This window comes from Oleidesulfovibrio sp. (genome assembly GCF_047973035.1).
Classification (GTDB): Bacteria; Desulfobacterota; Desulfovibrionia; order Desulfovibrionales; family Desulfovibrionaceae; genus Oleidesulfovibrio.
On record NZ_JBKEBF010000040.1, the window covers coordinates 74195 to 93415 of the forward strand.

The following is a 19221-nucleotide window of genomic DNA, read 5'->3' on the forward strand; positions in this document are numbered from 1 at the left end:
CGGTTAATGAATAAGGGCGGCGGCGTGTGCCGCCGCCCTTGGTGTTGCGGAGCTGAAGTGCGCGTCAGCGCATTTTTCGTTGCAGCCTTGCCCGGATAATGATTGCCAGCATGTTCATGCCCAGCACCAACACTATAAGCACCAACGCGGTGCCGTATTGCAGGGGGCGGGTTTTTTCTATGTCCAGTCCGGCGGTGGCTAATACGTAAATATGGTAGGGCAGTGCCATAACGCTGTCAAAGACTGAAGCAGGCAGCTTGGGGCTGAAGAACATGGCAGCGGTGAACATTATGGCTGCAGTTTCGCCTGCCGCACGCCCGATGCCGAGGATGGCTCCGGTAAGGATGCCTGGTGCCGCAGCAGGCAGGACCACTCTGGAAAGTGTCTGCCATTTGGTTGCTCCCAGCGCCAGTGATGCTTCGCGGTACGTCTGTGATACGGAACGCAGGGCTTCTTCTGATGCGCCGATGATAAGTGGCAGAATAAGCGCCGCCAGAGTGAACATACCTGCCAGCAGGCTGACGCCCATTTTCATCAGCGTAACAAAAAATGCGAGGCCGAAGAGCCCGAAAACGACCGAGGGCACACCGGCAAGGTTGTTGATTGCAAGTCTGATGATATGCAGAAACGGGCCGGGCTTTGCATATTCATGCAGGTAAATGGCGGTGCATACTCCCCACGGCAGGGCAATGAGCATGGAACCGTAGCTGAGTGCGATGGTTCCGAGGATACACGGAAAAATACCGCCTGCTGTCATGGCATCGCGCGGATGCGCAGACAGAAATTCCCAGTTGATGGCGGGAAGGCCGTAATACAGGACAAACCCGCAGATAACTGCCAGCGCCAGCGCGTTTACTGCAACAGATGCTTTGAACAGGGCAAACATGAATGCCTGTACAGGCTTTCTGCGTTTGAGAAACCCCTGATCTTGAACAAGTGTTGAAGTGGAAGAATGCATGGGCTGGCCCCCGAGTGACGTAACGTTGGGATGAGTGAAAGCGTGATTCATAATTTTTTTTACAGGGTTGAAACGCCGACCTGCTTTTTCTTTTCCGCTATCCATGCCGCAAGGATGTTGAACATAAGCGTGAAGACGAACAGTACCATGCCGGTGGCAAACAGCGCGTAATAATGATCGCTATGGAATGGAGCTTCGGCCATTTCTGCCGCAATGGATGCAGGCATGGGGCGGACGGGATCAAATAGGCTTCCGGGGATCATGGCAGCACCGCCTGCAACCATCAGAACAACCATGGTTTCGCCGATAGAACGTGACATGCCCAGAATGACAGCCGTGCTGATGCCCGGCAGTGAAGCAGGCAGCACCACTCGGGCGATAGTCTGCCAGCGGGTGGCCCCCAGCGCGAGGGATGCTTCGCGCAGCTCGTTGGGAACGGAGTAAATAGCGTCTTCTGAAATACTGGTAATGGTGGGAACCGCCATGAATGCCAGCATGATGGCCGCGTTTGTCAGGTTAAGTCCCGTTGCCAGACCGAACGTTTCCTGCAGGTACGGCGCGACAACCACCATGCCGAAAAAGCCTATTACAACTGAGGGCAGAGCCTGGAGCATTTCTACCAGCGGTTTAATAATACCGCGCATACGCGGAGAGGCTATTTCAGACAGATACACAGCCGTCATCAGGCCCAGCGGAATGGCAATAACTGACGAGAGCCCTGTTACAGCAAGCGAACCCACAATCATGGGCAGAATACCGAAGTCCGCAGGGTCATCTGTCGGGTACCATTCTCTGCCGAAGATAAAATCAAGCGGCGAGATGAATTTGATGACTGGTAAGCCTTCAACAAACAAAAACACCATGATGAGAAAAAGTATCAGGATGCACAGGGCTGCGCTGGCTTGAAATGCTCCGGCGATGAGAGTGTCTTTATTGCGACGCGAAAGAGAAATCATACTGTTCTGGCAATCCGCTTTTTGCTGGTTGCGCGGCAGGCCCCGTGCCGTTACCGGCAGGGGCCTTTTCGCGTGGAGTAACTTTTCAGGGTGAAGCTTTAACTCTGAAGCCTACAGCTTGATGAAGCCTGCTTCCTTAACAATGTTCTGACCTTCGGGTGACAGGATGAAGTCGATCAGGCCCTTGGTGGCACCGGAGGGGTTACCGTCGATGTATACCTGCAAGGTACGGGCGATAGGGAAGCTTTTGTCTTTAGCTGTCTTATCATTACCTTCCACACCGTTTACGGTGAGAGCCTTTACAGAGCTGTCAACGTAGCCGATTCCATCGTAGCTGATGGCGCGGGGGTTTTTAGATACGGCCTGCAGAACGGCACCGGAGGAAGCCTGCAACAGAGCGCCCGGGAACACACGGGTTTTACCCATTACAAATTTGCTCCAGGTTTCGTACGTGCCGGAGGACGTGTCGCGGGAAACAACAACGATGCCTTCGTCGTTGCCGCCAACTTCTTTCCAGTTGGTTACTTTGCCTGCGTAAATAGCCTGAAGCTGTTCAATGGTCAGGTCACTTACGGGGTTGCTTTTGTTTACGATGGGAATAACGGCGTCCAGCGCGATGACAACCTGCTTGGGGGAAAGGCCTTTTTCTTCAGCCAGCTTCATTTCTTTGTCTTTCATTGTCCGCGAAGCCATGGCGATATCGGTGGTGCCGTCCAGCAATGCTTTGATACCGTTGGAAGAGCCGCCGCCCGATACTGCGATTTCAACATCAGGGTGTGCTTTCATGTATGCTTCGATCACACGCTGCATAATGGGCAGGATGGTCGTGGAACCGGAGACCTTAATGGACTGACCTGCAAAGGCGGAAGATGCAAAGCCAAGGACAAGTGCAGCCACAATGGCAAGATTTTTTAGACGCATGGATTTTCCTCCAGAATAAATTCTTTCAAATGCAAACGCTTGATTGTTGTTACGGGAAGCCCGTCTGGTGTTTTGGTAAACTAGGAGCCGATTGTTACGGCGGTGTGTCATGGAGGCAGCATGTTTGTGACAGGGGGGATTTGTGAAAATTTGTGGAATTAATTGTTTTTATTTCAGGTGATTAATGTTTTTTTGCTGTGGCTGACCCGAAATGTATATTTTTTTGTAACAGGCAATTGTGTCTTTTCTGCTGTTGTGTGTGACGGATGATTTTTTAGGCAAAAGTGGCGATGCAGTGCATGGCGGGTTGCTAATGCAGGTTGGGCAGCCTATAGTAATGATGTTGGCTGCGGCATAAGACGAGGGGAGCGGCTTACTGCAGGCTGGCGCACAGGTGCGCTGTTCAGGGGAATGAATGAGGGTTTCTTATTCTGCGTACTCCGCGCAGGCCCAAAGCACATACGCTCAAGCCGCCCGCTCAGAGCAGGTAACCAGAGCAGCAGAAGACGTGGTACACAGCCGTAAGGCTGTGGGATTTCGTCTTGGCAAGCTTGGTATCCTCTTTGAGACGGAGGAAACCCTTGACGGCTCAACCATTGCGCGAGAGGCGGGAGAGCGTCTTAACCGGCTGCGCAAGTTTAACTTTGCAGAATCCCTGCAGGCGCAGGATGCGGAGTTGTACGAGGCTATCAGTACACCGCCTTCATCTGCCAATCGTGACCTTCCCGCTCTTGAACAGGCTTTTGCCTCTCCTAACTATACCCGTAATGTCGGCGTGCGCTCATATCAGCGCATGGCCTCCCAGCAGGTACATGGCGGGCAGACCATGCTGCGGGGTAAGGTGTAGCTGTTCACACCTTGAGTAAGAACAAATAAGCCTCAGCTTGTAACGCCGTTCTCAAGGCGTTTTTTTTATGCATAAAAAAGGGCGGCCTGAGGCCGCCCTGATTGTGTTTTGTGTCTGAATAATAAGTCTTTCCGGTCTGGCAGGCTTTAAACGGAAGGCTTGCCAAACGCGATCTGTACTCAGGTTCATTAGTCCTCAGGCAGTCTGAAACCCAGTGCCCGCGCGGCCTGAGCTGCTTCTGCCTTCCACGGTGCCATGGCCCATACTTTGTTTTGCACAGGCCACCAGTCCAGCCCCGGTACATATTCAGAAAGTATACGAACCAGACGTGCCAGCCTGCTCCATTGTGCAGGCGCTTCCAGCAGCGTCAGGGCTGTTTGCTGTGCTGTAGCCTCCAGCCGCCTTCTGGCACCGGAGGATAGCTCAATTCCATGCAACCAGCTGGCTGCCGCATCGGCCCGTTTGTCCTCAGGACCTGCGTCCATGGCCATGGCAAGCAGCATTTCCGGTGCAAACTCTTCCCACAGGTGCGAATCGGGCTGGTCGTGCTGAGCTTCTTCCCACGGCAAGAAGAGCGCCAGCGCATCAGGCGAGCGGGCCAGAGCGTCAGACCTGCGTTGCGCCACAGAGTATAAGATAAGCGTCATGGCCAGCGCCTGACGTTTGCCCCACGGCAGGTCTTCAAATCTGCAGACTGAAGAGGCCGTACGGCTTTCCGGAGGCGTATCGCCTGCCGGTTGTTCAGCCGGATAGACGCGGAGCTCTAAACTATCCGGCGGAGACAGCAACACATGCCGTTCGCCGCGCTGAATATCTGCAGACTTGCTGTGCAGCGTCCACGGCACTTCCTTATCCCAAGGAGCCGGATGCCAGCGTATGCGCGCTGTTCCTGCCGCTATGGGCGCCTCATCAGGGCGCACTTCGTCATTGCGCGTAGATGCGACTGTCACCTCAACGTCCACTGCGGGCCATGAGGCCGCCGTAGGTGTGCCTGTCTGTAAGCGGCCCTGATATGCTGTTTTCAGTAACGCCTGCAAAATCAGCGAGGCCTCGGATTCGTGCCGCGGCAGTACACGGGTTTCGAAAATGTTTTTACCGGTACCTTCGCTTTCTTTGTTGGATCTGGCTTTTTCCAGCTCTGCAAAGAATTGCTGCGGAATGTCTCCGCCGCCTGTGTCGCGGCGTATTTCCAGCGCGCGCAGGCAGTAGGTGAGAGCATTCACAGGCTCTATGCGTGAAATTTCATCAAAGAACCATGCGCAGCTGGCATATGCGGCGAGCATCTGCTCTTCCATTGTGAGCAGTTTCCATGCTGCGTTTTTTTGCGTTTCGGAAAGGCTGGGAGCAAAAAACTGTACTGCATAGGCTTCGCGCGAAAGTTCGCCGCACAACACCCTGCCGAAGCTGCCCAGCGCCTTTTGCGGATCGGTAAAAAGAATTTTGGACTGGCTGGTAAAATGTTCTTCCACTGCATCGCGGGCAAAGTTTAATGCGCTGCGCAAGGGGCCGCGCCATGACTGATTCCAGCCCGGATGACCGCCGTCAGTACAGCCGCAGTTGCTGCGCCAGCGCTCCACACCGTGAACGCAGCTCCATGATGATGGTTCGTGCAGTTCCACCTTCCACTCCGGCGGGTGGTTGGCAAGATACGCTGCAAGGTTTGTCGGGCGGATGCCGTCGCGGCCCGAGTATGCTTGAGCTAATACATGTGCCAGCGCCATCTCGCCGAAGGTGAAATGATGTCCGTATGTCTCGCCATCGGTGCATAGAGTCAGCAGGCCTTCGCCTGCTGCTCCGGCAATGCGGTGCCAGAATCCTTCGCCGTCCTGCAGTAGCTTTTCAAATGCAACCGCACGCGAGATAGGACCGTGGTAAAAGAACACGCTGATGCTTTTACCGGAGGGCAGTTCTATCCGGTACGGACGTCGTACATCGAGAGAGTTTTCGTCCACATGTGCCCATGCCCCCTTCGGGCCTGATACCCTTCTGGCCTGACGCGGGGCAAGCACGGTAAAGCGCACGCCGTGTGCAGCCAGATCTTCCAGCGTGGGAACATCTGCCGCGCTTTCTGCCAGCCACATGCCTTCCGCGGGACGGCCGAAACGGTGTGCGAAATCGTCCAGCGCCCATGCAATTTCAAGCTGCCGCTGTCTGGGCGAGGCAAGAGGCATGATAACATGATGGTATACCTGCGCCAGTGCGTTTCCATGGCCCCAGCGGGCAATACTTTTTTTGTCCGCATCCAGAATACGTTGATAGGTTTCCTGATCATCTCGCTCGAGCCAGCGCATCAGCGTGGGGCCTGCATTGAAGCTTATCCATTCATAGCAGTTCAGTATATCGGCAATGCGTCCGGAGCCGTCCAGCCGCCGCGCCCACGCCATAGGTGCATAACTTTCACGCAAGATGCGTTCATTCCAGTGGCGGGAGGGAGCAGCGCTGCCCTCCGGCAGAATGCTGCCCAGCCACGGGTCTTCGCGGGGCGGTTGGTAAAAATGGCCGTGAATGCACAGATACTTCTCCATGATCAACCTCCGGAGCGGGTTATACTGCACAGCTGCATCAGGCTGATACTGACAGCAAAATACAAGTACAGCCAGTATATACCGGAAACGTACGCACGGGTAGTATGAAAATGGAAAAGGGCGAGGGCACAAGAAAGCCCGCACAGGCAGTGAGACACAGCGCGGTGCGGGCAGGTGGTGACCAGTTATATTGACTGCAGACTACGGCTTTACGTAGGCAAAGCCTTTTTGCTGAAGCTCAACAATCTCAACAATACCTGCGGGGACAACAGCGCATCCCGGCACAAGGGCTGCCTCGGCAATATCGAATTTACGCAAGGCATTGGCGCACAGGCGGAAGGATACCCCGCGCTGTTGCAGGCGCGTTATCTGTTCTGCATGGGCACCACCGTCAGCCTTAAAAAGCTGTACCGCAGGGCCGTTCACTACCATAACGGTCTCAAACTCTTTGCCGGAAAGAGCATTCAGGTAGTTGTCGATATTGGTCAGAGCAAGGCCAAGTCGTGTGTCGTCAAAAAGATCGACATGGAAGACAATCGAGTAAGACATGTGTGCCTCCGTATTAATGTCATAACCCTGCTTGCCGCTTCGGATGAGAGGCAGGCAAAGGGCTTTATTCATTACGGCAGGTATTGTTCCATAATGTTCTACCCTTGCCAAGGGGGCAATCCGTTGTTACCCATACTATCGACGGCGTTGCATCCGGACTCTGAGAGTTTGCGGATGTTGTGCTGACGCAATATAACTTTATATGCTTCTGCAATCTGTCAGGTCAGAGCGTAAAAGATAGCTAATCATGTACCAGATGTTTCCCAAGGAGGGATACCTACAATGTTGAGAACTGCTCAGCGTAGCCAGAGCCGCACCGAAGTTGTTAATGCCTTTATGCGCGGCGTGTATCAGTGGATGGCCGCAGGTCTTGGCGTAACCGCTATCGCAGCGTTTGCCGTGGCCAGCAGCCCTGCTCTTGTCCAGCTTATCTTCGGCACCCCCATGTTGCCGCTTATTCTGATGATCGGCCTTGTGGGGCTGGTGTTTTACCTTTCGGCCCGCATCGGCACCATGTCTGCCGGTACAGCCACTACTCTGTTTATGGTGTACAGCGCGCTTAACGGCGTTGTACTTTCCAGCGTGCTGCTGGTGTATGCTGCGTCTTCCGTATTCCAGGCGTTTGCAACTGCCGCGGCCATGTTCGGAGCCATGACCATTTACGGCCTGACCACCAAGCGTGACCTGACCTCCATGGGCAGCTTCATGTTTATGGGGATTATCGGCATCATCATTGCTTCTATCGTGAATATTTTTATCGGCAGCAGCATGATGGAACTGGTAATCAGCGCTGTCGGCGTCATTGTGTTTACCGGTCTTACCGCGTACGATAGCCAGCAGTTGCGTGAAATGGGCGAAACCGCCCCCATGGATGACGCTGTGGCGATCCGCCGTGGCACCATTCTTGGCGCGTTGCGACTGTATCTGGACTTCATCAACCTGTTCCTTATGCTTCTGCGGCTCTTTGGGGGGGCACGGGACTAGCTTGAATAACAACGCAAAGGGAGCAGGAAAGGCTCCCTTTTTTGTGGGACTGTTTTTATAAATGTCATCCTTGCCGCTGCAAAAAAAACTCTACCCGCTCCTGCGGCCTTTCGGAGCAGGATACAGCGCTGTAATGCGTGTCCGCCGTAACGCTTTTGAATCCGGCAGGCGTCCTGCCTACGAGTGCGGCGTGCCGTGTGTTTCTGTCGGTAATATCGGCTGGGGCGGCAGCGGCAAGACGCCTGTGGCGGAATGGCTGCTGCGCTGGGCCGCGCAGAACGGGCTTCATGCTGTTGTGCTGACCCGCGGCTACAAGGCAAAGCCGCCGTGCCTGCCTTATCAAGTTATGCCGGACAGCCCGCCGCAAGAAGCCGGTGACGAGCCGCTGATGCTTGCGCGCAACTGTCCGCAGGCGAGTATTGTTGTGGACCCGATACGAACGAGAGCTGCAGAGTGGGCCATGAACAATCTGTCTCCTGACTTATTCGTGCTTGATGACGGGTTTCAGCACCTTGCAGTCCGCCGTGATGTTGATCTGGTACTTTTGAAACAGGATGACCTTGGTGCGGAATGGGGGAGAGTGATTCCTTCCGGTTCGTGGCGCGAAGGTGCGGAGGCATTGAGTCGTGCAGATGCCTTTTGTATAAAAGCGTCTGCTGACGAATTTTCCCGCATGAGGGGGAGCCTCGGGCAGCGGCTGGGGCAGTATGATGTTCCTGTTTTCGGTTTTTCACTGCGTCCATGTGGGTTGCGACTCGTCGCACAGGCAGGAGGACATGTTGAACCTGATACTGCCAGTGATTTGGACGGGCAGCCGTATGTGCTCTTCAGCGGCGTGGGCGAGCCTGCACAGGTGGCACGGACTGCAGAGCTGTTCTTCGGGTATGCACCTGCCGTGCACCATGCTTTTGCAGATCATCATAGTTACACGGATGCGGATATCCGCCGTATGGCTACTGAAGGTATGCCCTTGGTGTGTACTCCCAAAGATGCTGTAAAGCTGGCAGGGCGATATGATGTACCTGTGTGGACATTTGCGCTGGAGACCGTATTTCATTCTGTCTGGAGCCGTGATGGCGGGCAGAGGAATGACGGGTATGGCGCAGGCGGGGCATCAGGAGAGGGGATAGCCATAGCGGAGTCTTTTGATATCTCTGAAAGCGGGAGCCGGAAGACTTACCCCGAAGACCTGCATGACGGGCAGCATACTGTTGCAGACGCCGCGATGCATTCTGACTGCTCTGTTTTTGCTAAATGGTGGCAGAGCCGGTGGGAAGCTATTGCAGGGCAGGGGCGCAGATAGCTCTACCGCAGATAATTGTCTGAAGGCTCAGGTTGCTGGAATCATGATGCTGCATTAAAAAAGTTATACTGGTATGCATCTTAGGAACGCTGGCTTTTTCGCTTGCGATGCGAAAGTAGCTGAAATTATTCCGGTGTTGGCGCGATATAGGGCATTGCAAAATATTACGGGTAGTACGGGTGTAGCGGAATAAGGGAGAAGGCTTAAGCGTCTAGCCGCGTACTTCTGTTTAACCATACCCTCCTGCGGTAAGATTTTTTTGCAGTGTGTAAAAGCAAACATCTCCAGTGTAACCCATAGAATAGATATACAGCTTGCGCCGAATGCGTAAGCTACAAAAAAAATTTATATGGTTCAGGTGGCCAGGTCATCGCGTAACCAGAGGTATTTATGGCTAAAAAGAAAAGAAAACAGGCTGAAAGCCTGCCGGTGAGCAGTCATGATCTGCTCCAGTTGTTTAAAGAAGAAAAGCGCCCGCTGAAGCTGCACGACTTTTTCCGTCTGCTTGGCATCAGCAAGCGTTACAGGAACGCGCTGGAAGATGCGCTGGATGAACTACGCGCCAAAGGACGCATTCTGCAGTTGCGCGGCGGCTCGTGGGGGCTAGCCGAGCAGTTGAAGATGGTAACCGGCATTCTGGAACTGCAACGTTCCGGTGTGGGTTTTGTTCTGCCCGAAGACAAACGTCGCGCGGATATTTTTATCAGCCCTGCACAGATGGGCGACGCATGGCACGGTGACAAGGTTGTTGTCGCGCTGCTTTCCGAAAGGGCGGGCAGAAAGCCGGAAGGGCGCATTGTACGCGTGCTTGAACGCGGGCATGAACTGGTGCCTGTGCGTGTGGTTAAGCTGATGGGTAAAGCTGGTGTACTGGCTCAGCCCACAGATACCCGTTTGCGCTTCAGTATGCTGGTGAACAGAGGCGAGCTGGAAAGCAAGCCGCGTAAAAACGAACTGCTTCTGGTTGAGCCGGGCAAGCGACTTGAGCCTAGCCTGTGGGCAGGGGTCGCAGTGGAAAGTCTTGGTGTGGAAGACGATGTATCCACGCAGGAAATGCTGGTTAAGCTGAACCATAATGTTCCTACGGAATTTCCTGCGGAAGCTATCGCAGAAGCTAAAAAGCTGCCGGATGTGCCTTCCGAAGTAGATTTTACCGATCGCATTGACCTGCGCCATATGGGTTTTGTCACCATCGACGGAGCTAAAGCCCGCGATTTTGACGATGCCGTATATGTAGAAGAGCAGCATGACGGTTGGCGTTTGTGGGTGGCTATCGCAGATGTAAGCCACTACGTGCGTCCGGGATCGGCTCTTGATGAAGAGGCGGTTACCCGCGCCAACTCGTATTATTTTCCGCAATCGGTGGAACCCATGTTCCCGGAGGCGCTTTCTAACGGATTGTGCAGCCTTAATCCCCGTGTGCCGCGTCTGGCCATGGTGGCGGAAGTATATTTTTATGCAGACGGTACCCCCGGAAAGAGCAAGTTTTATCCTGCGGTCATCGAGAGCAAGGCCCGTCTGACATATGGTCAGGTGAACAGGGCCGTACTGCTGAAAGAACCCCATGAACGCAAGTTGCTAGGGCCGGTGCTGCCCATGCTAGAACAGGCCGAGCAGCTGGCCCGTGTGCTTAAAGGGCATCGGCGCGCTCAGGGATCTCTGGATTTTGATCTGCCGGAACCTGAAATTGTATTCAACGTATATGGCGAAGCCGTGGATATCGGGCGGCGTGTGCGTCATTTCGGGCATCAGATCATCGAAGAGTTCATGATTGCGGCTAACGAAGCCGTAGCGCGTTTCCTGACGGAAAAAGAAGCGGACTTCCTGTACCGCGTCCACCCCGCACCGGACCTTGATAAACTGGAAAAGTTTTTTGACCTGATGCGGGGCACGACTCTGGCGCATAAAGTCCCTGCAGAGGCTGGGGCCGCGCAGTTGCAGACGCTTCTGCACGCCGCGGAAGGCACAGATCAGGAATTTCTGGTTAACAGAATGGCTTTGAGAACCATGATGCAAGCTCGGTATACTCCTGATTTTGAGGGGCATTTCGGCCTTGCTTCTGATTGTTACTGCCACTTTACCTCGCCCATCAGGCGCTATGCCGACCTTGTTGTGCACAGAGCTCTTAAACATGCGCTGGGTGTGAAGGGGGCAACGCCTCCGCCGCGTTCGCGCTCTCTTCTGCGCATCGGTGATCAGTTGAATATTCGTGAACGTGCAGGCATGGAGGCAGAGCGGGAAATACTTAAGCGTATTACGGTGCTCTTCATGCGTGACAGAGTCGGTGAGGAATTTACCGGCGTTATTTCCGGTGTTGCAGATTTCGGTTTCTGGGTGGAACTTAAAGAGATCATGGCAGAAGGATTGGTACGACTTTCCTTACTGCATGATGATTACTATGAGTTTGTGCCGGAACGTCAGGAGTTGATGGGCGAGCGGACAGGACGTATCTTCAAGCTGGGACAGTCCGTAAAAGTTCGCCTTGCCTCGGTGAATGTGCCTCGGCTGGAAATTGATTTCGAGCTGCTCGAATATCCGGAAACGGGTAACGACGTTGCTGTCTTTGAAACCGGAGCGCGTAACAGGCGCAACGACAAGGGTGACAGGCACGGTCGGGAAGATCGGGGTCATCGGGGATACGGGGCTGAAAGAAACCGTCATTCGCGTAATGGCGGGCCTCGCAATGACAAGACCCGTGCTGATGAGCCTCGCTATGAAAAGAGCGGGATGACCGTGGCGGCACAAGCCAGAGCCGCAGAGCAGAGACTGCGTGCCGAAGGTAAGGATGCTGCAGACCATGAAGATTTTCTCCCTCCTGAACATACTCGTGGGGGAGATGTTGCGCCGCAGGGCAAGGCTCATTGCACGGAATCTGAAGAGCTGCTTATTCGAAATGAAGATGGGGCTCTTGTGCTGGATGAAGATGTCTTTGATGACATCCCCCAGCAACGGCTACCCAAACGTGGCGGTCATTCGCGCAATGAGGCTGGTGCAGCAACAAAAAACGGTTCAGCAAAGCCTGCGGGAAAAAAAACCGGCGGTAGAAAGACTGGCGGAAAGAAAGCCTCCGGCACTAAAAGCACAACGCGTAAGGCTGGCAATAAGCGATAGGTCAAGCCGACAGCGTATAGTTCTGATTTAAAAAAAGCCCCGGACCGTGTCATACGGCTCGGGGCATATTTTTTTACGATAAGAAAACAGGTTGGCTTTATAAGCTGCTGATGCCAAACCTGCTCAGAATTTCTGCCAGCTTTTGGTTCAGGTTGGTGGTGGTGCGTGAAAGAAGATCCAGATTAATCCCCACCTTGATTTCCAGTTTAAAACGAGCCGTTTCCCACAGTTTTGCCACGGCACGTACGAGAGGCGATTCCATCTGGAACAGCTGTAGCAGTCTTTGCAACTCCTGTACGGTGTGCATCTGGAACAGCATATAATCGTTGGCATCAGGGTCCTGTCGCCACAATTTGTTGCGGCGGATACGGTTCATGCCCAGATCTTCCAGCGCTAGTACCTGGCTGGCTGCGACTCTGCGTTCACGTAGGGATCGGACCTGCATTTTGCCTGCATCTTCGCCAAATCGCTGGCGAAGAATAGCCATAAACTGGCTTTCCAGCATAAAGCCAAGAACACGATGCAGGCCGTTTAAGTCGAAAGGGCCAAGCATATTGCGTATGGCGTTAATTTCCTTTGCGGAAAACATTTGCGGGGCGCGTAAAAAATCTTCGCGCATGACGTTCAGCCCGATTGCCATGCCTGATGCCAGAGCCTGAACCTGCTCCGTTATAAAAACAGCCTGCTCCCGCGTAAGTTCCATGCCTTCGGGCTGGATGCCTGTATGCAGAAACGTGAGCGCGGCACTAAGCTGCCTGCTGCTCGGGTCAATGCACACCAACTGGCCTATATGCCCGATGTCCGTAGTACTGAACCCTTTGCCCGTGTCGGAAAACTCTGCACGCAGGTAATCAAGAACAAGCTTACGGTTCTTTCTGGTTTCAAAGTCAGCTTCCTGATTTTCAAACTGTTGCTGAATGCGGGATTTGTCAGGGGGGGCAGGTGTCGCGCCAAGGTAGCTTAGCAGATCATCAAAACGATAGGTCATGGCAAGCATGTTTCCTTCTTTGCGCAACGTAAAACGTTCTTCGCTGACCATTTTGACAAAGGCAGATTCAACTGTCTTGCCTATGAAGTGCTCAATGTGCCGTTGCCAGAAGCGTACGCCAAGTTCTTCCTGTACGGTGATGTCATCAATGGCTTTGTAGGCATCATCGCCAAAATATGTGGCAAGTGTTTCAGCAACGTTATCAAGCGTCAGGGCGGTGATGTACACAACACCCTGAATGCATTTGACCAGAAGCACTTCCAGATTGCTGAGGTCCGGAATCAGACTTCTCCGTGAATCTTCATCAGAGTTTTCCAGAGCTTTGCCGTATCTGTTCAGCGTTTGGATAAAATTCCCGATGATGGCTTTAACGTGCTCATATAAAGGATCTTCAAGACCGCGAAGAGTAAAAAGTTCTGATATTGAGCGCTGCTGAGTTTCAATAAGCGGAAATTCGTTGATACGGCTTTGGTTCAGTCGGATAAATTCAAGCAGGAGTTCGCGTTCAAGAATTTCCCGAACCGCGCGACTTTCCTTCATCTGCTGAAGTTTGGCCACATAGGCGGACAGCCGCTCCTCCTGCAGCGGTTGCTCTGTAGCTGTCATTGTTGCTCCTTATGCCGTTATTTTCAGCTGATGTGATCAGCGCCCGGAAGGTACAGGTGTAAGCAATTCGCCTGCAAAAGCGTCCCCTTGCTGCCCGCCACCTGCCATGCGGCTCAGCTCTTCACTTATCCCGCGGGAATCAAGTGGCTGGCAGTAAGTGTAGGTGGTGTCATCAGATACTTCTTTACGTACATGGAAGTGCCGTTCTGCCTTGGCAGCCAGTTGCGGCCAATGGGTAATCAGCAGCATCTGCCTGTCAGAGGCAAGCTTTTGCAGACGCTGCGCGACACTGTTCAGCGTAAGGCCGCCAACACCGGAATCCACCTCGTCAAAAATCAAAGTTGCAGCTTCGTCACGGGAAAGTAAGCCGACAACTGCCAGTAAAAAGCGCGAAAGCTCGCCGCCGGATGCAATTTTATCAAGAGGCTGCGGCGGCTGGCCGGGGTTGGGTAACCACAACATGCTGGCGCGTTCTTCTTCACAGCCTTCCGCAAGTTTATGCGGCGTATACGTAAAACGTACCTGTACCTGCTCGGAAAATCCAATTCCCTTTAATTCCTGAACGATCTCTGCAGTAAGGCGTTCGCCGGCTTCACGGCGTGCCGGATTCAGCTTTGCGAGTAACGCTGCAAGTTTTTTGCGCTCGTCATCTTCCTGTCTGGCTAACTGCTTCAGATCAAGCTCGCAGGAATCAAGGAACGATAAGTTTTCCTCTATTTCATGTTGCAGATCAACAATTTCTTCTAACGAGCGTTTCAACTTGCGCTTTAATTGCGCGAGCTGATAAAGGCGGGCTTCAATTTCCTCAAGCCCTTCTTCATCTGAATCATACACAGGCTGACGACGCAGGCGACCTTCCAGATCATGCATAACCTGCCGGAAGTCAGAAAGTGCCGTTGCATCTTCTTCGTAATCCGGCATGATTACGGCAAGCTGTTTAAGCATCGTTTCCAGATTGCCCAATGCGGGAATCACTCCGCCATCATAATCACCCAGAATACTAATGGCTTCGTCCACAAGCTCGCGCGATTTGGTCTGTCCGCTTAAAATTCGTTTACGTTCCAACAGCTCGCCTTCTTCATCCGGCTGCGGATCAACTTTGGCTATTTCCTGCTGTTGAAATTCAAGTAGTTCACGACGTTCCGAAAGTGATTTGCTTCGTTCCAGCAACTCTTCCCGCGTTTCAGCAAGTTGACGTAGTTTTTTAAGCAGGCTGTCGCGTTCTTCCAGCAGGTCCGGTCGGTTCATGTAACGATCAAGTAACTTTGCCTGAAACGCCGGTTGCAGCAGTTTTTGCTGACCGTGCTGGCTAGTGTGCACGATAAGGCTGCTGCGCAGATCGCGCACAGTTTCCTGTGAGCTTAATTTGTCATTAATATACAGGCGGCTGCGGCCGGTGTCTGCGGTAAGTTCCCGCCGGATGATCAGGTCGCCGTCCGGCATGGCAAACAGAGCCTCAACTGTGGCCTTGTCTTTTCCGGCACGGACAATCTCGGCAGACAGTTTGTCGCCGGTCAGAAAATTGAGCGCTTTCAGGATGAAACTTTTACCGGCGCCGGTTTCACCGGTCAGCACGTTCATACCGGGAGCGAACTCCAGCTCCATATCTTCAATAAGTGCAAGATTTCGGATTCGTAGCAGTTCTAGCATGATAGTGTGCATCACAGCAGGTGACAGGGTTGATGAAAAACTCAATGTCTGTGTCTACAATTTACAACATACCGTAGCAAGAGGGTAAAACGGGGTCTTCCCTCAAACCACCTGTAATATCAGACTGCGCAGGAATCAGCGGCGCAAACGGGGATCAAATATATCCCGTAAGCTTTCGCCCAGCAGGTTATACCCCAATACTGTAATCAAGATAGCAGTTCCTGGAAAAAGCGATAACCACGGCGCGAATTCCAGCACGTCTTTACCCTCCATCAGCATGTTGCCCCAGCTTGGCATTGGCGGTTGTACGCCTAACCCCAGAAAGCTGAGTGCGCTTTCTGTCAGAATAGCTCCGGCCACACCCAGCGTAGCAGCTACCAGCACAGGAGCAATGGCATTCGGCAAAATGTGCATGAAGAGTATCCGTGCTGTTCCGGCACCGGCAAGGCGTGAAGCGGCAACAAAATCTCTTTCCCGCAATGTTAGCGTTTCAGCTCGTACAAGGCGTGCAACACCCATCCATGACGTAAGGCCAATAACAATCATTATGTTACCAAGACTTGGCTCAAGAAAAGCGATGACGGCAAGAATCAGAAAAAACGAAGGAAAACAAAGCATGACGTCGACAAAGCGCATGATGAGTTCATCGACAATTCCGCGGAAATATCCGGCAATCAGCCCCAGTACAGTACCGATGCTGGCGGAAATGCCCACTGCCACAAAGCCTACCCATAATGACACGCGGGCGCCGTAAAGCATGCGCGACAAGATATCCCGCCCGAGAGCGTCAGTGCCAAACGGGTGCGCAGTGCTGGGCGGTTGTAAAATAGCGTAAACGTCCAGCACTGTCGGGTCATGCGGAGCTAACCACGGAGCCAGTATTGCAAGAACCGACATGGTGCCTACAATCAGGCTGCCTGACCATAACATGCCGTAGCGGCCCCATAATCGACGCGAAAAAATGGTAGCGCGGACACGACTGAAGGCGGAAGAGAGCATTTTAAGCATCTCAGCGCTCCTCCGAATTTGCACGAATGCGCGGGTCAGCCAGCCCGTAGCATAAGTCTGCAAGCAGGTTACCAGCCAGTGTCAGTATAGCACCCAGCACAAGGTTGCCCATAATCAGCGGGTAATCCCGTGCCATAACCGCACCGTAAAAAAGCTGGCCCAGACCGGGCAGAGCAAAAATTGACTCAATGATGACGCTGCCGCCGATAAGTCCGGGAATGGAAAGGCCAAGAATTGTAATGACAGGAAGCAAGGCATTGCGAAGTGCGTGCTTGAAAACGACAACCTTCGCACTCAATCCTTTTGCCTTGGCAGTAAGGATGTAATCCTGACGGAGCACTTCAAGCATGGATGAGCGCATGAATCGGGACATACCGGCAAGACTGCCGAAAGTGTATATGAAAAGAGGCATGGCAAGATGCTTTGTGATGTCCAGAATCTTGCCGGTAGTGCTAAGCGAGTGGTAATCAAGAGAAGTAAGACCTGAAATCGGCAGCCAGCCAAGATGAATGCCGAACAGCATCATAAGAAGCAACGCCAGCCAGAATCCGGGCATGGCAAAGCCGACAAAAACAAATACCGTACTCAGCCTGTCAAACCAGCGGCCCTGCCAGTGTGCCGAAGCAATACCTATGGGAACGGCTATTGCCAGAGTCAGAAACATGGAAGCCAGATTCATCCCCACAGTCAGAGGCAGGCGTTCTGCAATTTTGTCCCAGACTGGGCGCATATCGCCTGACATGGACATGCCGAAATCAAGCCTGACAAGGCGCGAAACCCATTGCCCGTACTGGACATGAAGCGGCTGATCCAGCCCGTAGAGCTTTTCCAGCCGCTCGCGGGCATCAGCCCCTGCAAGAGGATTCATGGTTGTCTGCATGTCGGTAGGAGAACCGGGAGCGAGATGAATCACGGCGAAACTGATGAGGGTGATGCCCCAGAAAACGAGCAACACCCACAAAAGTCGTTTACCCAGCCGCAAGGCTAACGCGGCAAGCCGCGAGCATGGAGCGCAAACTATGGCTTCACTCAAAGGTTATTCTCCGTCAGCAAGCCAGTTCCGGAAAGCCTTGACCTCCTCCTGCCAGTCGGCAGGGGAAAGGCGCACAGTTAAAAACTGCCTGTACACTTCATCAATATAGCCGAGGCAGCTTTCGATGAGGTATATTTTTTCCAGAAAAGCTCCGTCAGGATCATCATCTTCGCCGTCTTTTTCAATGACGGGCGTTTTCATACTGTTCAGCTGAAAGTCTTCTGCCTTTAATGACACGGACCATGTGTCCGCATCGCGTTCAATACGCAGCAATGCCCTGTTTACTTTCTTGCCGGTGGAAAGGCCCAGCCGCGCTTCGCGCAATTCAGACATCGGGCCGGAAACTGTCGCAGTCTCAAGGCTTTCACCTTCGCCACCCTGAACAGAAATCCGCTGTTCCATATATACTCCGAAGGTTACGCCCTCAGAGTTGCGGAACTGGCCGCTTCCGGCCTCACTTTTAAACCAGAGCCAGGTAAGAAACTCTTGTCCCAGAATTACGTCGGTCAACTCACCCATATAAGGAGTATCACTCATCAGTATCCTCGTTATGCAAAGCTGGTAGGTTCAATGGAGTCAAGCTTGGTTTGAACCTCGTCCCCCAGCAGCTTCAGAGCAAGGGAGTAAGGAGTTAGCTGCTCCAGATGCAGATCAAAGGTAAGGGTGAAGTAGTCCGTAAATAAATCTACAACCTTGCCTTGAGTAGACGCAAAAAATACGTCCCCTGTCTGCATGTTCCACGCAACATTGAACTCTGCAGGAACGGGGAGGGTGCGAGCCATCAGCTTGAGCTTGACCTGCTCCTTAAGTTCAGTTTTCCGTGCGCGGGAGATGAATTTTTTACCTTGCTCCTGATTGCGCTTTTCTTCTTCACGCAGGGCAAGTGTAAGGTGCTTTTTTACAACTGCCGCAGATATACGGCGAGTATCAAGGCGTAGCGAAAAGGTCAGGTAGTGACCTTTCTCAGGGGGAGCTGTCCGCCACCATGCGTCTAACATGTCGTCGAAGCACACCCAGCCCCATCCGCGTTCGTCTGCGCTATCCTCTATTTCCTTAAAACCGAACTGCTTCAGCTTTTCAGGAATCTGTCCCCAAAGTTCCTTAGAGATTTCATCAGTAATCTTAAATCGAGTAAAACTGCTGCTTGCGTTTAAAAAGCCCATTCGTTTCTCCATCTATTTGGAAGTGGTTTTTGTATGTAGCGTATCTTGGCGTTACGCGCCAGAGCCGACAGTGGAGTAATTGGACAGGACAGCAAGCGTGGATAAAAGCCTTTTTTGTGTTTTAAATCTTTTTATCACAGATAGTTGAGGTTGTAATTGTGCTTTTTTGAAAAAAGCTGTTGACTTTTTTTCGGTTCAGGATAGATTCCCACTTCGCGTCAACGAGGCGCAAACAAACGCTCATTGAGAGAATCCTGCTTCGGCAGTTTTCGAAAAGAAAAGTAAAAAAGTTGTTGACTCCGAAAACGGGTTGATCTAGAAAAGCAACCCGCTGAGTTGAACGACTTTTTTCTTCGCTTGGCGAGTATTGAAGCTCTTTGACAATTAAATAGCGAGTTGGACAGGAAATAAGTTCAGCTTTATTTGGCCATTAAGAATGGCTTTACAGTTTTTTAACTGGAGAGTTTGATTCTGGCTCAGATTGAACGCTGGCGGCGTGCTTAACACATGCAAGTCGAACGTGAAAGTTCCTTCGGGGATGAGTAAAGTGGCGCACGGGTGAGTAACGCGTGGATAATCTACCTGTATCACCGGAATAACGGTTGGAAACGACTGCTAA

Annotated in this window: 15 protein-coding genes and 1 rRNA gene; 5 read left to right on the forward strand and 11 right to left on the reverse strand. The window is 52.7% G+C overall.

The annotated features are described in order from the left end of the window. Positions 1 to 64: 64 nt before the first annotated feature. From pstA to ACK5LI_RS14415, 3 genes are all read right to left on the reverse strand, one after another. Positions 65 to 958, reverse strand: a complete 894-nt coding sequence (pstA, locus tag ACK5LI_RS14405) for a phosphate ABC transporter permease PstA (RefSeq protein WP_416950587.1) — start codon at positions 956 to 958, stop codon at positions 65 to 67. 59 nt (positions 959 to 1017) lie between these two features. Next, the gene (gene pstC / locus ACK5LI_RS14410) at positions 1018 to 1914 is read right to left on the reverse strand and encodes a phosphate ABC transporter permease subunit PstC (RefSeq protein ID WP_416950589.1); all 897 of its coding nucleotides are present in this window, start codon (positions 1912 to 1914) and stop codon (positions 1018 to 1020) included. Positions 1915 to 2025: 111 nt separating this feature from the next. Beyond that, on the reverse strand, positions 2026 to 2835 hold the full coding sequence (locus ACK5LI_RS14415) for a phosphate ABC transporter substrate-binding protein (RefSeq protein WP_416950591.1): 810 nt from the start codon (positions 2833 to 2835) through the stop codon (positions 2026 to 2028). 415 nt (positions 2836 to 3250) lie between these two features. Here ACK5LI_RS14415 and ACK5LI_RS14420 point away from each other — a divergent pair, with 415 nt between their 5' ends. Beyond that, positions 3251 to 3682 (forward strand): hypothetical protein, encoded by a 432-nt coding sequence (locus ACK5LI_RS14420; RefSeq protein ID WP_416950593.1) that lies wholly within the window; start codon positions 3251 to 3253, stop codon positions 3680 to 3682. Between the two features lie 188 nt (positions 3683 to 3870). Here ACK5LI_RS14420 and ACK5LI_RS14425 read toward each other — a convergent pair whose 3' ends face one another. Then, positions 3871 to 6207 carry a DUF3536 domain-containing protein gene (locus ACK5LI_RS14425; RefSeq protein ID WP_416950595.1) on the reverse strand — a complete coding sequence of 779 codons (2337 nt, stop codon included), beginning with the start codon at positions 6205 to 6207 and terminating at the stop codon, positions 3871 to 3873. 201 nt (positions 6208 to 6408) lie between these two features. Continuing rightward, positions 6409 to 6756, reverse strand: a complete 348-nt coding sequence (locus tag ACK5LI_RS14430; protein WP_416950597.1) for a DsrE family protein — start codon at positions 6754 to 6756, stop codon at positions 6409 to 6411. A gap of 282 nt (positions 6757 to 7038) precedes the next feature. On the opposite strand from ACK5LI_RS14430, the gene ACK5LI_RS14435 reads away from it, so the two are divergent. The 3 genes from ACK5LI_RS14435 (at position 7039) to rnr (ending at position 12154) form a co-directional block, all read left to right on the forward strand. Next, positions 7039 to 7740, forward strand: a complete 702-nt coding sequence (locus tag ACK5LI_RS14435; RefSeq protein ID WP_416950599.1) for a Bax inhibitor-1 family protein — start codon at positions 7039 to 7041, stop codon at positions 7738 to 7740. A gap of 61 nt (positions 7741 to 7801) precedes the next feature. Beyond that, positions 7802 to 9043: a tetraacyldisaccharide 4'-kinase gene (lpxK, locus tag ACK5LI_RS14440; protein WP_416950601.1), complete on the forward strand. Its 1242-nt coding sequence runs from the start codon at positions 7802 to 7804 to the stop codon at positions 9041 to 9043. Positions 9044 to 9433: 390 nt separating this feature from the next. Then, positions 9434 to 12154 carry a ribonuclease R gene (gene rnr, locus ACK5LI_RS14445; RefSeq protein WP_416950603.1) on the forward strand — a complete coding sequence of 907 codons (2721 nt, stop codon included), beginning with the start codon at positions 9434 to 9436 and terminating at the stop codon, positions 12152 to 12154. A gap of 97 nt (positions 12155 to 12251) precedes the next feature. On the opposite strand, the gene ACK5LI_RS14450 is transcribed toward rnr, so the two are convergent. From ACK5LI_RS14450 to ACK5LI_RS14475, 6 genes are all read right to left on the reverse strand, one after another. Further along, positions 12252 to 13748, reverse strand: a complete 1497-nt coding sequence (locus tag ACK5LI_RS14450; RefSeq protein ID WP_416950605.1) for a hypothetical protein — start codon at positions 13746 to 13748, stop codon at positions 12252 to 12254. 36 nt (positions 13749 to 13784) lie between these two features. Next, complete coding sequence (locus tag ACK5LI_RS14455) at positions 13785 to 15398, reverse strand: DNA repair protein RecN (protein ID WP_416950607.1); 1614 nt, start codon at positions 15396 to 15398, stop codon at positions 13785 to 13787. A gap of 135 nt (positions 15399 to 15533) precedes the next feature. Further along, a complete protein-coding gene (locus ACK5LI_RS14460; protein ID WP_416950623.1) occupies positions 15534 to 16397 on the reverse strand; it encodes an ABC transporter permease in 864 nt (287 codons plus the stop codon). Between the two features lie 10 nt (positions 16398 to 16407). Further along, positions 16408 to 17427 (reverse strand): ABC transporter permease, encoded by a 1020-nt coding sequence (locus ACK5LI_RS14465; RefSeq protein WP_416950625.1) that lies wholly within the window; start codon positions 17425 to 17427, stop codon positions 16408 to 16410. Positions 17428 to 17442: 15 nt separating this feature from the next. Continuing rightward, positions 17443 to 17976, reverse strand: a complete 534-nt coding sequence (locus ACK5LI_RS14470) for a hypothetical protein (RefSeq protein ID WP_416950609.1) — start codon at positions 17974 to 17976, stop codon at positions 17443 to 17445. A gap of 11 nt (positions 17977 to 17987) precedes the next feature. Further along, positions 17988 to 18602 (reverse strand): hypothetical protein, encoded by a 615-nt coding sequence (locus ACK5LI_RS14475; protein ID WP_416950611.1) that lies wholly within the window; start codon positions 18600 to 18602, stop codon positions 17988 to 17990. A gap of 453 nt (positions 18603 to 19055) precedes the next feature. On the opposite strand from ACK5LI_RS14475, the gene ACK5LI_RS14480 reads away from it, so the two are divergent. Next, positions 19056 to 19221 (forward strand): 16S ribosomal RNA (locus tag ACK5LI_RS14480); the annotation flags it as partial.

What these genes read in the sequence shown, in the direction of transcription:
- pstA (WP_416950587.1), bottom strand. Translation starts at nt 958, where the DNA reads ATGCATTCTTCCACTTCAACACTTGTTCAAGATCAGGGGTTTCTCAAA.
- pstC (WP_416950589.1), bottom strand. Translation starts at nt 1,914, where the DNA reads ATGATTTCTCTTTCGCGTCGCAATAAAGACACTCTCATCGCCGGAGCA.
- ACK5LI_RS14415 (WP_416950591.1), bottom strand. Translation starts at nt 2,835, where the DNA reads ATGCGTCTAAAAAATCTTGCCATTGTGGCTGCACTTGTCCTTGGCTTT.
- ACK5LI_RS14420 (WP_416950593.1), top strand. Translation starts at nt 3,251, where the DNA reads ATGAGGGTTTCTTATTCTGCGTACTCCGCGCAGGCCCAAAGCACATAC.
- ACK5LI_RS14425 (WP_416950595.1), bottom strand. Translation starts at nt 6,207, where the DNA reads ATGGAGAAGTATCTGTGCATTCACGGCCATTTTTACCAACCGCCCCGC.
- ACK5LI_RS14430 (WP_416950597.1), bottom strand. Translation starts at nt 6,756, where the DNA reads ATGTCTTACTCGATTGTCTTCCATGTCGATCTTTTTGACGACACACGA.
- ACK5LI_RS14435 (WP_416950599.1), top strand. Translation starts at nt 7,039, where the DNA reads ATGTTGAGAACTGCTCAGCGTAGCCAGAGCCGCACCGAAGTTGTTAAT.
- lpxK (WP_416950601.1), top strand. Translation starts at nt 7,802, where the DNA reads ATGTCATCCTTGCCGCTGCAAAAAAAACTCTACCCGCTCCTGCGGCCT.
- rnr (WP_416950603.1), top strand. Translation starts at nt 9,434, where the DNA reads ATGGCTAAAAAGAAAAGAAAACAGGCTGAAAGCCTGCCGGTGAGCAGT.
- ACK5LI_RS14450 (WP_416950605.1), bottom strand. Translation starts at nt 13,748, where the DNA reads ATGACAGCTACAGAGCAACCGCTGCAGGAGGAGCGGCTGTCCGCCTAT.
- ACK5LI_RS14455 (WP_416950607.1), bottom strand. Translation starts at nt 15,398, where the DNA reads ATGCTAGAACTGCTACGAATCCGAAATCTTGCACTTATTGAAGATATG.
- ACK5LI_RS14460 (WP_416950623.1), bottom strand. Translation starts at nt 16,397, where the DNA reads ATGCTCTCTTCCGCCTTCAGTCGTGTCCGCGCTACCATTTTTTCGCGT.
- ACK5LI_RS14470 (WP_416950609.1), bottom strand. Translation starts at nt 17,976, where the DNA reads ATGAGTGATACTCCTTATATGGGTGAGTTGACCGACGTAATTCTGGGA.
- ACK5LI_RS14475 (WP_416950611.1), bottom strand. Translation starts at nt 18,602, where the DNA reads ATGGGCTTTTTAAACGCAAGCAGCAGTTTTACTCGATTTAAGATTACT.